Source organism: Paracoccus alkanivorans, from assembly GCF_003697785.1.
GTDB classification, from domain to species: Bacteria; Pseudomonadota; Alphaproteobacteria; order Rhodobacterales; family Rhodobacteraceae; genus Paracoccus; species Paracoccus alkanivorans.
Genome location: NZ_QOKZ01000003.1, coordinates 419,476 through 434,012, shown reverse-complemented (window position 1 = coordinate 434,012; position 14,537 = coordinate 419,476). Strand labels below are relative to the sequence as shown.

At 61.8% G+C, this 14,537-nt stretch carries 15 protein-coding genes; 9 read left to right on the top strand and 6 right to left on the bottom strand.

Annotated elements, in window-relative coordinates; all coding sequences use genetic code 11:
* The 4 genes from paaD to paaZ are packed head-to-tail and all read left to right on the top strand — an operon-like array spanning position 1 to position 4,462.
* Positions 1-522 carry a 1,2-phenylacetyl-CoA epoxidase subunit PaaD gene (gene paaD, locus C9E81_RS10305; protein ID WP_122112229.1) on the top strand — a complete coding sequence of 174 codons (522 nt, stop codon included), beginning with the start codon at positions 1-3 and terminating at the stop codon, positions 520-522.
* A 37-nt stretch (positions 523-559) separates the two neighbouring features.
* Positions 560-1,636 (top strand): 1,2-phenylacetyl-CoA epoxidase subunit PaaE, encoded by a 1,077-nt coding sequence (gene paaE / locus C9E81_RS10300; RefSeq protein ID WP_122112228.1) that lies wholly within the window; start codon positions 560-562, stop codon positions 1,634-1,636.
* Positions 1,626-2,384 carry a Phenylacetic acid catabolic protein gene (locus C9E81_RS10295; RefSeq protein ID WP_122112227.1) on the top strand — a complete coding sequence of 253 codons (759 nt, stop codon included), beginning with the start codon at positions 1,626-1,628 and terminating at the stop codon, positions 2,382-2,384. Before paaE ends, C9E81_RS10295 begins: the two co-directional genes overlap by 11 nt.
* Before the next feature lie 14 nt (positions 2,385-2,398).
* Positions 2,399-4,462: a phenylacetic acid degradation bifunctional protein PaaZ gene (gene paaZ, locus C9E81_RS10290; RefSeq protein WP_122112226.1), complete on the top strand. Its 2,064-nt coding sequence runs from the start codon at positions 2,399-2,401 to the stop codon at positions 4,460-4,462.
* Positions 4,463-4,557: 95 nt separating this feature from the next.
* On the opposite strand, the gene C9E81_RS10285 is transcribed toward paaZ, so the two are convergent.
* From C9E81_RS10285 to paaG, 4 genes are all read right to left on the bottom strand, one after another.
* A complete protein-coding gene (locus C9E81_RS10285; RefSeq protein WP_122112225.1) occupies positions 4,558-5,157 on the bottom strand; it encodes a TetR/AcrR family transcriptional regulator in 600 nt (199 codons plus the stop codon).
* A 91-nt stretch (positions 5,158-5,248) separates the two neighbouring features.
* Positions 5,249-6,556 (bottom strand): phenylacetate--CoA ligase PaaK, encoded by a 1,308-nt coding sequence (paaK, locus tag C9E81_RS10280; RefSeq protein WP_122112224.1) that lies wholly within the window; start codon positions 6,554-6,556, stop codon positions 5,249-5,251.
* Between the two features lie 29 nt (positions 6,557-6,585).
* The gene (gene paaI / locus C9E81_RS10275) at positions 6,586-7,017 is read right to left on the bottom strand and encodes a hydroxyphenylacetyl-CoA thioesterase PaaI (protein WP_208021157.1); all 432 of its coding nucleotides are present in this window, start codon (positions 7,015-7,017) and stop codon (positions 6,586-6,588) included.
* 14 nt (positions 7,018-7,031) lie between these two features.
* On the bottom strand, positions 7,032-7,826 hold the full coding sequence (paaG, locus tag C9E81_RS10270) for a 2-(1,2-epoxy-1,2-dihydrophenyl)acetyl-CoA isomerase PaaG (RefSeq protein WP_122112222.1): 795 nt from the start codon (positions 7,824-7,826) through the stop codon (positions 7,032-7,034).
* A gap of 175 nt (positions 7,827-8,001) precedes the next feature.
* Here paaG and C9E81_RS10265 point away from each other — a divergent pair, with 175 nt between their 5' ends.
* The 5 genes from C9E81_RS10265 to C9E81_RS10245 all read left to right on the top strand — a co-directional run bounded on the left by C9E81_RS10265 (position 8,002) and on the right by C9E81_RS10245 (position 12,511).
* Positions 8,002-9,147, top strand: coding sequence for an ABC transporter substrate-binding protein (locus tag C9E81_RS10265; protein WP_122112221.1), 1,146 nt, complete (start codon positions 8,002-8,004; stop codon positions 9,145-9,147).
* Between the two features lie 64 nt (positions 9,148-9,211).
* Positions 9,212-10,084, top strand: a complete 873-nt coding sequence (locus C9E81_RS10260; protein ID WP_122112220.1) for a branched-chain amino acid ABC transporter permease — start codon at positions 9,212-9,214, stop codon at positions 10,082-10,084.
* Positions 10,084-11,040 carry a branched-chain amino acid ABC transporter permease gene (locus tag C9E81_RS10255; protein ID WP_122112421.1) on the top strand — a complete coding sequence of 319 codons (957 nt, stop codon included), beginning with the start codon at positions 10,084-10,086 and terminating at the stop codon, positions 11,038-11,040. Before C9E81_RS10260 ends, C9E81_RS10255 begins: the two co-directional genes overlap by 1 nt.
* Positions 11,037-11,816 (top strand): ABC transporter ATP-binding protein, encoded by a 780-nt coding sequence (locus C9E81_RS10250; protein WP_122112219.1) that lies wholly within the window; start codon positions 11,037-11,039, stop codon positions 11,814-11,816. Before C9E81_RS10255 ends, C9E81_RS10250 begins: the two co-directional genes overlap by 4 nt.
* Positions 11,810-12,511: an ABC transporter ATP-binding protein gene (locus C9E81_RS10245; protein ID WP_122112218.1), complete on the top strand. Its 702-nt coding sequence runs from the start codon at positions 11,810-11,812 to the stop codon at positions 12,509-12,511. Before C9E81_RS10250 ends, C9E81_RS10245 begins: the two co-directional genes overlap by 7 nt.
* Positions 12,512-12,603: 92 nt before the next feature.
* Here the strand turns inward: C9E81_RS10245 and C9E81_RS10240 are convergent, their stop codons facing one another.
* Complete coding sequence (locus tag C9E81_RS10240; protein WP_122112217.1) at positions 12,604-13,257, bottom strand: YggS family pyridoxal phosphate-dependent enzyme; 654 nt, start codon at positions 13,255-13,257, stop codon at positions 12,604-12,606.
* Between the two features lie 69 nt (positions 13,258-13,326).
* Positions 13,327-14,349 carry a porin gene (locus C9E81_RS10235; RefSeq protein WP_147457585.1) on the bottom strand — a complete coding sequence of 341 codons (1,023 nt, stop codon included), beginning with the start codon at positions 14,347-14,349 and terminating at the stop codon, positions 13,327-13,329.
* Between the last annotated feature and the right edge of the window lie 188 nt (positions 14,350-14,537).

Genomic DNA, 14,537 nt, shown 5'->3' with positions numbered 1-14,537 from the left:
ATGTCCGTCACGTTGCCATCTGTCAACCAGGTCTGGAACTGGCTGGGCGAGGTGCCCGATCCCGAGATCCCGGTGATCTCGGTGACCGATCTGGGCATCGTCCGCGATATCCGGTGGGACGGCGACACGCTGGTTGTCGCGGTAACGCCGACCTATTCCGGCTGCCCGGCGACAGCGGTGATCGATCTGGCCATCGAAAGCCATCTGCGCGAACACGGAGTAAGGAAGCTGCGGCTGGAACGGCGGCTTTCGCCTCCGTGGACGACAGATTGGGTGACGCAGGAAGGCCGTGACAAGCTGCGCGAATACGGCATCGCTCCCCCGGTTGACGGGACAGCCTCCGACGGGCGGACCATCGCGCGGGCGGCGCGGTTGGCGGGACGGTCGAACCTGATGATCGAATGCCCCCGCTGCCGGTCGGCCAATACCGAGCGGATCAGCCAGTTCGGCTCCACTCCATGCAAGGCCAGCTACCGCTGCAAGGACTGCTTGGAACCTTTCGACTATTTCAAATGCCACTGAGGCCGCACGCCTCGGAAGTCCGGACAGGAGGCCAGATATGCCCCGCTTTCACCCTCTTGAAGTGACCGACATTCGCAAGGATACACGCGATGCCGTGGTGATCACCTTGAGGCCGCGCGACGCAGATGCGAGGGCTTTCGCATTCACGCAGGGTCAATACCTGACTTTCCGTCGCGATTTCGACGGCGAGGAACTGCGCCGCTCCTATTCGATCTGCGCCGGTCTGGACGAGGGCTGCCTGCGCGTGGGCATCAAGCGCGTCGAAGGCGGGGCCTTTTCGACATGGGCCAATGAAGCGCTTAAATCCGGCGACATACTGGATGCGATGCCTCCGCAGGGGCGCTTCTTTACCGCGATCCAGCCGGAGAAGGCGAAAACCTATCTGGGTTTTGCGGGCGGTTCGGGGATCACGCCGGTTCTGTCGATCGTCAAGACGGTCCTTGCGCGCGAACCGAAGGCCAATTTCACGCTGGTCTGTGCCAATCGCCAGACCAGCTCGATCATGTTCCGCGAGGAACTGGAGGATCTCAAGAACCTCTATCTCGGCCGCTTATCGATCGTGCATATCCTTGAAAGCGAGGGGCAGGAGATAGATCTGTTCACCGGCCGCATCGACGCCGAGAAGATGCGGATGCTGTTCCGCATGTGGATCGATGCCGAAAGCGTCGATACCGCCTTTATCTGCGGACCCGAGCCGATGATGCTGATCATCGCCGAAAGCCTGCGCCAGCACGGGCTGAGCGACGACCAGATCAAGTTCGAGCTTTTCGCCTCCTCGCAACCGGGGCGCGCCAAAAAGCGGGCGGTCTCGCAACAGGCGGCATCTTCGGCCAATAGCTGCGAGGTGTCGGTGACGCTGGACGGCACGACCCGCAGCTTCCGCATGCCCAAGGATGGCACCGCGGTTCTGGACGCCGCCATTCAGAACAACATGGACGCGCCCTATTCCTGCAAGGCCGGGGTCTGTTCGACCTGCCGCGCCAAGGTGCTGGAGGGCGAGGTCGAGATGGAAGTGAACCACGCGCTGGAGGATTACGAGGTCCGGGCGGGTTACGTCCTGTCCTGCCAGTGTATCCCGCTGTCTGACAAACTGGTGCTCAGCTATGACGAATGACCCGGATACCATGCCGATCGCCGATTACCTCGCACAGGGCGGCAAACTGACCTCGCCGGAAAACGTGCCGCCGCGCTATCGCGGCGAGTTGCTGCGGCTGATGTCCTCTTTCGTGGACAGCGAGCTGGCCGGATCGGCCGGCTTCGCCGCAGCAATCAACTGGGCGCCCGGCATCAAGGAACGCATTGCCGCCAGCCGGATCACGCTGGAAAAGACCGATCATGCCGAACGCGTCCTGGACCTGATGGAAGGTTTCGGCACTGACAAGGCCCGTTACGAGCAGGCACATGACTGGGCGGCCCGTGGGCCCCGCGACACGCTGGTCGATGCCCGCCGTCATGGCGGGGACATGCGCCTGTCGGTATTCCATTATCCGCTGACCGGCTGGACCGACGCGGTGGTGATGAACGTGCTGATGGGCTCGGCGACGCTGCATGCGGTGGGTGAGTTGGCACGCTGTTCCTATCAGCCTCTGGCCGAGGTGCTGCGCGATATCCTGCCGCGCGAACGCCGCCACATGGAACTGGGCCTCGAAGGGCTGGAACGGATCGTCGTGACTGGCCGTGGCGAGGCGGCGGCTTCGGTCGCCTACTGGATGCCTCGGGTAGCCGAGACCTTCGGTCCCGCACAGTCAGACCGTTTCGATCGGCTCAAGGCCCTTGGACTGCGGCACGACGACAACGAGACATTGCGCCGGGCATGGCGCGCCGAGGCAGAGGCGCTGCTGACCCCGCTCGGACTGAACTGAAGGAAGGATAGCAGATGCTGGATCACGGACGCACGGCGCGACGGTTGGAAAGCTATGTGCAGGGCGCGTGGCGTGCTGGCGCCGGCGCGGGCAAGCCGCTGGCAAATGCCGCGACGGGCCAGACGCATGCGGTGATCTCTTCGGAGGGGCTCGACTTTGCCGGCGCATTGGAATGGGGCCGCGAGACGGGTGGCAATGCGCTCCGCCGGCATACAATTCACGAGCGAGCCCTGATGCTGAGGGCCATCGGCCAAAAACTGATGGGGATGAAGGACGAGTTCCACGCCGAAAGCCTTGTCACCGGCGCCACTCCCAAGGACGGCTGGCCCGATATCGAGGGCGGTATCGGCACGCTGCTGACATTCGCCTCCAAGGCGCGGCGCGAACTGCCCAACACGAAGGTTCTGACCGAGGGTGCGGTCGAACAACTGTCACGCGATGGCAGCTTTGTCGGCCAGCATATCCTGACGCCGCTGCGGGGGGTAGCGGTCCATATCAACGCCTTCAACTTTCCGGTTTGGGGTATGCTGGAGAAAATCGCGCCCGCGCTGATCGCCGGCATGCCCTGCCTGGTCAAGCCCGCCTCGCAAACCGCTTATCTCACCGAACTGGTGGTGCGGCGGATACTGGAGATGCAAATCCTGCCCGATGGCGCACTGCAACTGATCTGCGGCGGTGTGGGTGATCTGCTGGATCACCTCACCGGGCAGGATGTGATGACGTTCACCGGCTCGGCCTCGACAGGACAAAAACTGCGCAGCCATCCTGCCATACTCGCCAATTCGGTGCGTTTCACGATGGAAGCCGACAGCCTGAACGCCGCCATTCTCGCGCCGGATGCCGGGCCGGGCACACCGGAATTCGACCTGTTCGTAAAGGAGGTGCAACGCGAAATGACCTCGAAGGCGGGTCAGAAATGCACCGCCATCCGGCGCATCCTGGTGCCCGCACGGCATGAACAGGCAGTGATCGAGGCGCTGTCAGAAAAACTGTCCAGAACCGCCGTGGGGCTTCCCGACGATCAGGCGGCACGCATGGGGGCCTTGGCATCCACGGGCGACCGGGACGGGGTGCGCGAAAAGATCGCCCAGATCGCCCGCGATGCCGAAATCGTCAGCGGCGATCCCGGCCAGGTGACGCTGGTATCGGGTGACGCGGCCATGGGGGCTTTCATGAATCCCGTGCTGCTGCATTGCACTGATCCCTTTGCCGCAACAGCGCCGCATGAGATCGAGGCTTTCGGCCCGGTCGCCACGGTCATGGGTTATGATGGTATCGAGGATGCGGTGGCGTTGGCCCGCAAGGGCAAGGGCTCGCTAGTCTCCTCGGTATTCACCAACGATCCCGATATCGCGGCCGAACTGGTCGTGGGCGTAGCGTCGTTCCATGGCCGCGTGATGCTCGGCAACCGCGATTCCGCCAAAAGCTCGACCGGCCATGGATCGCCGCTCGCACCACTGGTGCATGGCGGACCCGGACGCGCCGGCGGAGGTGAGGAAATGGGCGGGATGCGCGGGGTAAAGCATTTCATGCAGCGCACCGCCATACAGGGGACACCACGGCTGCTTTCCGCCGTGACCGGGCAATGGGTTCCCGGCGCGCCTGCCCGCTCCGACGATCACCCGTTCCGCAAATCCCTGGCCGAGCTGCGGATAGGCGATCAGATCATCACCCCTGCCCGCACCATTACCCAAGAGGACGTGGAGCATTTCGCCGAGTTCACCGGCGACACATTTTACGCCCATATGGACAGCGATGCGGCCAAAGCAAACCCGTTCTTCGAGGATCGCGTCGCGCATGGCTACCTGATCGCGTCTTTCGCGGCAGGGCTGTTCGTCGAACCGAATCCGGGCCCGGTGCTGGCCAATTACGGTGTGGACAACCTGCGCTTCCTGACGCCGGTCTATTTCGGAGACAGCCTGACGGTTCAACTGACCTGCAAGGAGATGAACCCGCGCGAGAATGCCGATTACGGCGAGGTACGTTGGGACTGCCGCGTGACCAACCAGAAGGGCGAGGTGGTTGCCCAATACGACGTGCTGACCATGGTCGCCAGGACATGGCCGCCGGAAGCGTGATGAGTTCCGGCGAAACGGCAGGGCTTCTTCTTTGGGCAAATACCTTGCGGGGGTCCGGGGGCGCAAGGCCCCCGGCCATCGCGGGACGCAAATGGTCAGCGAACGGCCTTGACGCCTTCGAGAATCAGGGTCGTTGCGACCTTGGCGTATTCCTCACGACTGACCGGGCCGCCGTCGCGAAACCACATGTAAACCCAGTTCAGCATGCCGAACAACGACATGGTGACTGGCATCAGTAGCGGACGGTCCGGCCTGTCGAGAACGGGATGAATCTCGCGTATGATCGCCGAGAACCGTTTGACGATACGCCGCTCGACTTCGAGGATTTGCGATCTTTGCTCATCCGACAGGGCCGGGCCGGCATTGAGCTGGACCTTGTGCTGCTCGTCCGCGCCCCGATATGCGTCAAGCATCGCGAGAACCAGTATCTCAAGCTGCCGCGCGACGGGAAGATCGGGGTTGGCAGCCCGTTCCAGCGCCAGATCCAGTTCCACGAGATGGGTATGGATGATGGCGAATATCAATGCGTCCTTCGACGGGTAATAGTGATACAGCAACGATTTCGACACGCCCGCCTCCGAGGCGATCTGCGACATGGAGGCCTTCTCCATGCCCTGCGTCGCAAAGACATGCGCAGCAGTCAGCAAAAGCTGGTGCTGCTTTTCCTCGAAATCATCTGCTCGCGTCCTTGCCATGGGCGAGACGGCTCCTTTGACTTGCGGCCCAAAGACAGGCGGGGCGCCTCCCCTTATCCCCGGGCCATGGGCTTTGCCACCCCGGCGGGTGCTATCCGGGGCGATTGTCGACCACTCGCTTGGCCTTGCCCTCGGAACGGGCAACCTCGCCGGGATCGTGAACCTCGATATCGGCCGAGACACCGACCACGGACTTGATGTGATGCGCCAGCTCCCTGGCGGCGGTCAGACGTGCCTCTTTCTCCGCCCGGCCGGCAGTGCATTCTACATGCACGGTCATTGCATCCATGCGGTCCTTGCGGATCAGTTCGATCTGGAAATGCGGGGCAAGACCCGCGCATTTCAGGATCTGCTCCTCGATCTGTGTTGGAAAGACATTCACACCACGCAGGATGATCATGTCGTCGCTGCGCCCGGTGATCTTTTCGATCCGGCGCATCGAGCGCGCCGTGCCGGGCAATAGCCGGGTCAGGTCGCGGGTCCGATATCGCACCATCGGCAGCCCTTCCTTTGTCAGCGTGGTAAAGACCAGTTCGCCCATCTCTCCATCGGGCAGCACCTCGCCTGTCTGCGGGTCGATGATCTCGGGATAGAAATGATCCTCCCAGACATGCAGCCCGTCCTTGGTCTCGACGCATTCCTGCGCCACGCCCGGCCCCATGATCTCGCTCAGGCCATAGATATCGACGGCATGCATGTCGAAGGCCTGTTCGATCTCTTCGCGCATGGCGTTGGTCCATGGCTCGGCACCGAAAATTCCCACCTGAAGCGAACATTCGCGCGGGTCGAGCCCCTGTCGGCGGAACTCGTCGAGAATTGACAGCATGTAAGAGGGCGTGACCATGATGATGCGCGGCTTGAAATCGTCGATCAGCGTTACCTGCCGCGCCGTCATGCCGCCCGAAATCGGGATGACCGTGCAGCCAAGCCGCTCGGCGCCGTAATGCGCGCCGAGTCCGCCGGTGAACAGCCCATAGCCATAGGCGTTATGCAGCATGTCGCCCGGGCGTCCTCCGGCGGCACGGATCGAACGGGCGACGAGATCGGCCCAGTGGTCGATATCGGCAGCGGTATAACCGACCACGGTGGGCTTGCCGGTGGTGCCGGACGAGCCGTGGACCCGAACAAGCCGGGACTGCGGAACGGCGAACATCCCGAACGGATAGGTGTCGCGCAGATCCTGCTTGGTGGTAAAGGGAAACCTGGCCAGATCGGCCAGCGTCTTCAGATCGTCGGGATGCACGCCATGCTCGTCAAAGCGCTGGCGATAGAAGGGCGAGTTCTCATAGGCGTGCTTGAGCGAGCTTTTCATGCGGCTTAGCTGCAAAGCTGCGATCTCGTCGCGCGAAGCGATCTCGATCGGGTCGAGGTCCTTGGGCGACGGTGTCAGGTCTTGCATGGTTTCCTCCCTTGCAAATTCCGGTGCGGTCAGTCCTCGACCGGCAGATGAGTGCCCTTGACGGTGCGGGAATGGCCGCGAAATTCGGCCAGTTGCATGCCGTCCTGGTTGGTGATGCGGATGTCGTAGATGCCCGAGCGCCCGCTGCGCGATATTTCCCGCGCGGTAGCGGTCAACCGGTCGCCGATGCGTCCGGGGATCAGGTATGTGATCGAGCAATGCTGCGCGACGGTCATCTGGTTATAACTGTTGCAGGCGAAGGCGAAGGCGGAATCGGCCAATGTGAAGATATAGCCGCCATGGCAGTTTCCATGGCCGTTCGACATCGCCTCGGTAACGCTCATCGACAGAACGGCCTCGCCCGGGGCAACATGATCCAGGCTCATGCCAAGTTTCTGGCTGGCGGCATCATCCTTCCACATCGCGTGGGCAGAGGCTTCGGCCAGTTCCTGCGGGGTCATCCGGGATGCGGTTTTCATCGCCCCCTGAACTCCGCCTCGCGCTTTTCGAGAAAGGCCGTGACCCCTTCCGCGTAATCCTCGCTAAGCCCGGCCTCACGCTGACAATCACGCTCGCGGTCAAGCTGACTGTCAAGATCGTTGGTTGCGGCCTCCTGGATCAGCCGCTTGGTCAATCCAAGGCCAAGGGTCGGGCCTGCGGCCAGTTTTTCGGCCAGCGAGGTCGCCTCGTTCATCAGCGCATCATCCTCGACCGCTTTCCAGATCAGCCCCCATTCAGCGGCAGTTTCGGCAGGAAGCGGTTCGGCGGTCAGGGTCAGCGCCTTGGCACGCGGTTCGCCCAGGATGCGCGTCAGCGACCAACTGCCGCCCGCGTCGGGGATCAGGCCGATTTTCGCGAATGCCTGTATGAATTTTGCCGATCTCGCGGCCAGCACGATATCGCAAGCGATGGCGATATTGGCGCCTGCACCGGCGGCAACACCGTTCACCGCACAGATCACCGGCTTGTCCAATGACCGAATCAGCCGCAACAGCGGATTGTAATAAGTCTGGAGCGTGTGGCCCAGATCGGGTTTCGGCCCGCCCTTGCGCGGATCGCGATTTCCAAGATCCTGTCCGGCGCAAAACCCGCGCCCCGCCCCAGTCAGCAACACGGCGCGGATCGCATCCTCCCGGTGGGCGCGCTCAAGCTGCACGCGCAGGGCGACATGCATCTCTTCATTGAAGGAATTCAGTTTGTCAGGCCTGTTCAGCGTCAGTTTCAGCACGCCGGATTCCAGCGCTGCAAGGACTGTATCGGATGTGGTCATCTGCTCCTCCGGGACCCTCTCTCCACAAGGGTCGATGAGATTTACTGTTGCATAAACCGTCCGGTCGGTCAATGATACGAAAAGAGCCGGGGGGAGGCTTTGCAGATTTCCGCGTCGTCGGCACAGTTCCGGCGTGAAAGAGCAGACGGCGCCATTTTCGACGAGGAGGAGGAACATGAATACCACCATCAACATGCCGCTTGCCGGTGTCATGGCACTTGCCGCCCTGACCGGTGCGGCACAGGCCGAGATCCGGCTTGGCGCAAGCGTATCGGCCAGCGGCCCGGCAGCCTTTCTAGGCGACCCCGAAGGCAAGACACTCGAGATGATGGTCGAGCTGATCAATGAAGCGGGTGGTATCAATGGCGAGGAAATCGCCCTCACGCTTTATGACGACGGTGGCGATCCGAACAAGGCGCGCACCTTTGCCACGCGTCTTGTCGAGGATGACGAAGTCGTCGCGATCATAGGCGGTTCGACCACCGGCACCACCATGTCGATCCTGGATGTGGCCGAAGATGAGGGGATCCCCTTCATCTCGCTGGCCGGAGCCATTTCGATCATCGACCCGGTGCGCGAATATGTCTTCAAGACGCCGCATACCGACCGCATGGCTTGCGAAAAAATCTTTGCCGACATGCAGGAACAGGGGATCTCAAAGATCGGCATGATCTCGGGCACCGACGGTTTCGGCGCATCCATGCAGGCGCAGTGCAAGGAGGTCGCCGGCGATCACGGCATCGAGATCCTCGCCGACGAGACCTACGGCCCGCAGGACGCCGACATGACCCCGCAACTGACACGCATCCGCGACACCGAGGGTGTGCAGGCCGTGCTCAATCCCGGCTTTGGCCAAGGACCCGCCATCGTTACCCGCAATGTCGCGCAGCTCGGTTTCGAGATCCCGCTGTATCAAAGCCATGGCGTCGCCTCGAACGCCTTCATCGAACTGACGGGAAAGGAAGCCGCCGAAGGGGTGCGCCTGCCCGGAACCGCGCTGTTGATCGGCGATCTTCTGTCCGAGGACGATCCACAATATCAGGTCGTGACCGACTATATCGCGGCCTACAAGGCGAAATACGATCAGGACCCGTCGACATTCGCGGGCTACGCCCATGACGCCATGGCGCTAATGACCGACGCGATCGCGCGGGCGGGCGGCGAAGATCCTTCGGCAATCCGTGACGCGCTGGAGCAGACATCGGGCTTCGTCGGCACGACCGGCACCTATACCTTCACGCCCGAGGATCACCTCGGCCTGGACCAAAGCGCCTTCCGGATGCTGGAGATCACGGATGGCGGCTGGAAACAGGTCGACTGATCCATTGCCCGGCCGAGGCGAACCCGGCCGGGTCTTGACCACGCATTGACGCCCGGGAGCCGCAATGGACGCCCTGCTGCAATTCATCTTTTCCGGCGTGACGGTCGGCGCGGTCTATGCGCTTGTCGCGCTTGGTTTCACGATCATCTACAACGCTTCGGACGTGGTGAATTTCGCCCAGGGCGAATTCGTCATGCTGGGCGGTATGATCACCGTCTTTGCACATCAGGCCGGATTGCCGCTTGCCCTGGCAGCGGTGCTGGCGATCATCGTCACGGCGGCAATCGGCGTGGCACTGAACAAGCTGGCGATCGAACCTGCGCGCGGTGCCCCTGTCGTGTCAGTGATCATCATCACCATCGGCGCCTCGATCCTGATCCGGGGAGCGACGCAATTGATCTTTGACAAACAGTTGCATCGCTTTCCGGCCTTTTCCGGTGACGATCCGATCCGGGTCATGGGCGCGACGATCCTGCCGCAAAGCCTGTGGGTAACCGGTGGCGCATTGGTGGTGTTCGCCGGGCTTTGGCTGTTCTTTACCCGCACACTGACCGGCAAGGCGGTGCTGGCGACCGCGAATAACCGCATCGCGGCGCAGCTTGTCGGTATCAACACCGGCGCGATCATGACACTGTCTTTCGGCCTGTCCGCGGCCATCGGGGCGCTGGCGGGCGTGCTGATCACACCGATCACTCTGGTCAGCTATGACGTCGGGGTAGCGCTCGCGCTGAAAGGATTTGCCGCCGCGATGCTGGGCGGGATGGGCAACCCCAAGGGCGCGCTTGTCGGCGGGCTGATGCTGGGCCTGCTGGAGGCGCTGACGGCGGGCTATCTGAGCTCGCAATACAAGGACGCGGTTGCCTTCATCGTGATCCTCGCCGTGCTTTTCGTCATGCCGCAGGGGATCTTCGGCAAGTCATCGACGGAGCGGGTATGATGGCGGGGCGTCGCAAATGGCTCCAGCTCGGCGTGCTGGCGGCGCTGATCGTATTGCTGCCGCTGTTCTTTCCGTCGGGTTACTACTACCGCGTCGGCGCGCTGATCTTCGTCAACGCATTGTCGGTGGTAGGGCTGGTGATCCTGATCGGCTATGCTGGTCAGATCAGCCTCGGTCATGCCGGGTTCGCCGGAATCGGAGCCTATGCATGCGCGCTCGCACCCCAGCATCTGGGATTGCATCCGGGGCTGGCAATGCTGCTGGGAGCGCTGATTTCGGGCGTTGTCGCGCTGCTGATCGGACGGCCTATTCTGCGGCTGAAGGGCTATTACCTCGCGGTTGCGACACTGGGCTTTGGTATCCTCATGTCGATGGTGCTGACCAACGAACGCGCCTTGACCGGTGGGCCCGACGGCATGTCGGTCGAGGATCTCGGCCTGCGCGCCATGCTGCGCGAGCTGGGCTGGCGGCTGTCGGGGGGCGAGATGTGGTATGGCGTCAGCGGGATCGCTCTGCTGATTGGTGCATGGGTCGCGTTGAACCTGCTTGACAGCCCCTCGGGTCGCGCGATGCGCGCGCTGCATGGATCCGAGATCGCGGCCTCGACCGTTGGAATCGACATTGCCCGGCAAAAGCTGCGCGCCTTCGTCATCTCGGCAGTTTACGCATCCATCGCGGGTTCCCTGCTGGCGCTGCAAAACGGCTTCATCACGCCGGATGTTGCCGGTTTCATGCATTCCATCGAGATGGTGACAATGGCGGTTCTGGGTGGCGTCGGCTCGGTCTTTGGCGGGATACTGGGTGCCGCGATCCTGACATTTCTGCCGCAATTGCTGACCGTATTCGCCGAATATGAACAACTCGTTCTGGGCGCTGTGATGATCCTGGTGATGATCTTTCTGCCGCAGGGGCTGCTGCCCTCCATCGGCCGCCGGATCGGGAGGAAGGGAGAATGAGTCTTCTTGAAGTGAGCGGGCTGGGCATTGCCTTTGGTGGCCTGATGGCCGTGAACGACGTCAGTTTCGCGGTCAAGCCGGGCGAGATCGTCTCGGTGATTGGCCCGAACGGTGCGGGCAAGACGACTCTGTTCAACATGATTTCGGGTATTTATCGACCGGGGCGTGGCGCGGTCCGCCTGAATGGCGAGGACGTGACAGGCGAGGCACCGCATCGGCTGGCCGAAAAGGGGTTATCGCGGACATTCCAGAACCTGCAGATTTTTCAGGAGATGACCGTTCTGGACAATGTCCTGGCCGGATATCACCTGCAAGAGCGCGGCCCAATCTGGGCGGATCTGCTGTCGCTGCCATCGATGCGCAGGCGTGCCACGATCGCGAGGGACGGGGCACGGGCCTTGCTGGAGCGCGTGCGGTTGGACAAAACCGAGGGGCAACAGGCCGGCAGTCTTTCTTACGGGTCGTTGAAACGGCTGGAGATCGCGCGTGCACTGGCCCTGAACCCGAAGATTCTGTTGCTGGACGAGCCTGCAGCGGGCTGCAACGCGGTCGAGACCGAAGAGATCGACCACCTGATCACGGAACTGGCCGGCTCGGGCATCGCGATTCTGCTGGTCGAACATGACATGAAGCTGGTCATGCGGATATCCAGCCACATCATCGTGCTGGATCATGGCGAGAAGATCGCCGAGGGCGACCCGGCCACGGTCAGCCGCGATCCGCAGGTCATCGCCGCCTATCTGGGCGCCGGGCAGGAGGAGGAGGCCGAATGCTGACGGTTGAGGGGCTGCGGTCGCGCTATGGCCGGATCGAGGTTCTGCATGGCATCGACCTGGAGGTGAAATCGGGCGAGATCGTCACCGTTGTCGGCGCCAATGGCGCAGGCAAGACGACATTGCTGAAATGCCTGTCGGGCACACAACCGGTCAGCGATGGCCGTATCGTCTTTCGCGGCGAAAGCCTGAACTCCGTTCCCGCGCATCGGCGTCTGGCGCACGGGCTGGCCCAATCACCCGAGGGGCGGCAAATTTTTACCAACCTGACCGTCGAAGAGAATCTGCGGCTCGGGGCATATCTGCACAGCGACGAGAGGGTCGACCGGGATATGACCGAAGCATTCGCGCTGTTTCCGATCCTCAGGGAAAAGCGCAATCTCGCAGCCGGTGGCCTGTCGGGCGGGCAACAGCAGATGCTGGCGATTGCCCGTGCGCTGATGGGCCGTCCTTCCTGCCTGCTGCTGGACGAGCCCTCGATGGGGCTGGCCCCTCTGCTGGTGGCACAGATATTCGAGGTGGTGACAGAGCTCAAAAACCGGGATGTCACTGTTCTGCTGGTTGAACAGAACGCTTACGGCGCACTCAGGATCGCCGATCGGGGCTATGTGATGGAAACCGGCCATATCATCATTTCCGGCCCCGCTGCCGAACTGATTGCCGATCCGCGTATTCGGGAGGCCTATCTCGGCCTGTGAGGTTATTCCGTCATCAGCGTCCGGTTCATCGGATGATGGGACCTGTCAGCATCTGGAACATTCCTGTCCGGCCAGATGACCGGAAACCCGCCTCAGGAGTAATTCCGCGCACCGAAGATCGCCGAGCCGACACGGACATGCGTTGCACCTTCGGCAATGGCGGTTTCGAAATCCGCGCTCATCCCCATGGACAGCCCTGCAAGGCCGTTGTCCCGCGCCAACCGTCTTAACATGCGAAAATGCGGCACCGGATCCTCGCTTTCCGGCGGGATGCACATCAACCCCTGCACCGACAGCCCAAGTTCCCGGCAGGATGCCAGGAATCCGGGCAGGTCATCCGCCAATACGCCCGCCTTTTGCGGCTCTTCCCCGGTATTGACCTGGATGAACAGTTCGGGCTTCTTGCCCTGTTCGGCGATCTGCGCGGCCAGCTTGCGCGCCAGCGATATGCGATCCAGCGTGTGAATGGCATCGAAAAGCTGCACCGCGGCCTTGGCCTTGTTCGACTGCAACGGGCCTATCATATGAACCGAGACGCCATCGAAGCGATTGCGCCATCCGGGCCATTTACCCTGTGCTTCCTGAACGTAATTCTCGCCGAAAATGCGCTGCCCCGCGTTCAGCACGGCCTCTACCCGCTCGGCAGGCTGCACCTTGCTGACGGCGATCAGTGTCACCGAGCCGGCTGTGCGCCCCGCAGCCTGTTCTGCCGCAGCGATGCGGCGCCTGATGTCTTCAAGTTCCATGACAGGACAAAACAGAAAGAAAAGAGCGGGCGCAAGGCCCGCTCTTTAAATCCGCGATGATCGTTTCGATCAGAAGTCGAAGCGAACACCCATGTCGGCGGTGACATCTTCGTCATAGTCACGCTGGATCGAAGCACCCAGACGAGCGCCACCCAGATCGTAGTTCACGCCAATACCGAAGGCATTGTCGGACTCTTTGCTGGCCCAGTCACCGTCATTGTTGGCGATATAGGCTTCGATATTGGTCAGACCATCGGCCAGGGTGTAGTCACCGTACAGCGCGATCGTGTTGCCCAGATCGTAGTCGTTCGAGCCGTCCGCGTTGGGATCGAAGAACTCGGCACGGTCGTCGCCGTTGTCGATGTAGTTCAAGCCGATACGGGCAGCATCGTTGATCGCGTAGCGAGCGCCGACGAAGTACTGGTCGTTGTCCTCGATGCCGGCACCGTTCTGAACCGCGGCAAGCGACAGTTCCAGACGCTCGTTCCAGACATAGTCGAACGAAACGCCGAACTCTTCTTCAAACCCGCTATAGCCATTGATAACACCGTCATCGGCGTCGTCTTCGAAGTAACCGCTCTGGTCGGGATCGATATAGGAGGCGCGAGCCGTCAGATCGCCAACGGCATATTCGATGGCAACGCCAACCTGGTCGCCACGATCGTAGCCATCGGTGTTGAACGCATAGAAGTCGCCAAGCGAGTTACCGCCAACCGAACGGTCAAAAGCGCCCAGTTCGGTTGCGTAGATCAGGCCGGCTTCATCGTAAGCGGTGCCGACGTTACCAACCGAAACGGTCAGACCGTTGGCAGTCACATACAGGAGGCCGGGGCTTTCCGTCGCGCCTTCTTCACCTTGGTCCCACTGCAGACGAATGCGGCCACCGAACTCGACACCCTGGTCGGTGGTGGTCGACGCGTCGATGTTCATGCGCAGGCGCGAAACGATCTGCGTTTCGTTCGTGCGGGTATCGTCGCTTTCCTGATAGATCACACCGGTCCGGCCGTAACCCGAGATGGTGACGTCGGCAGCGGCATAGCCGGCGGTCAGAACCAGCGCGGTGGAGGCGATAAGAGCCTTTTTCATGGTCATGTTCCCTCTTGTCTCTCTGATGCCCAAACCGGCATTACCGCCTTGGGTATGAAATGTGTTTCCTATTTTCACATTCGTGATGCAACGGAATCGCCGTTTCCGCTACCTGATTAACGGATTCTGTGATGCACATGCGCCACACTATTCGAGTGCACCGTGTCCATATTGCGAATGTGGCGCCGATCCGG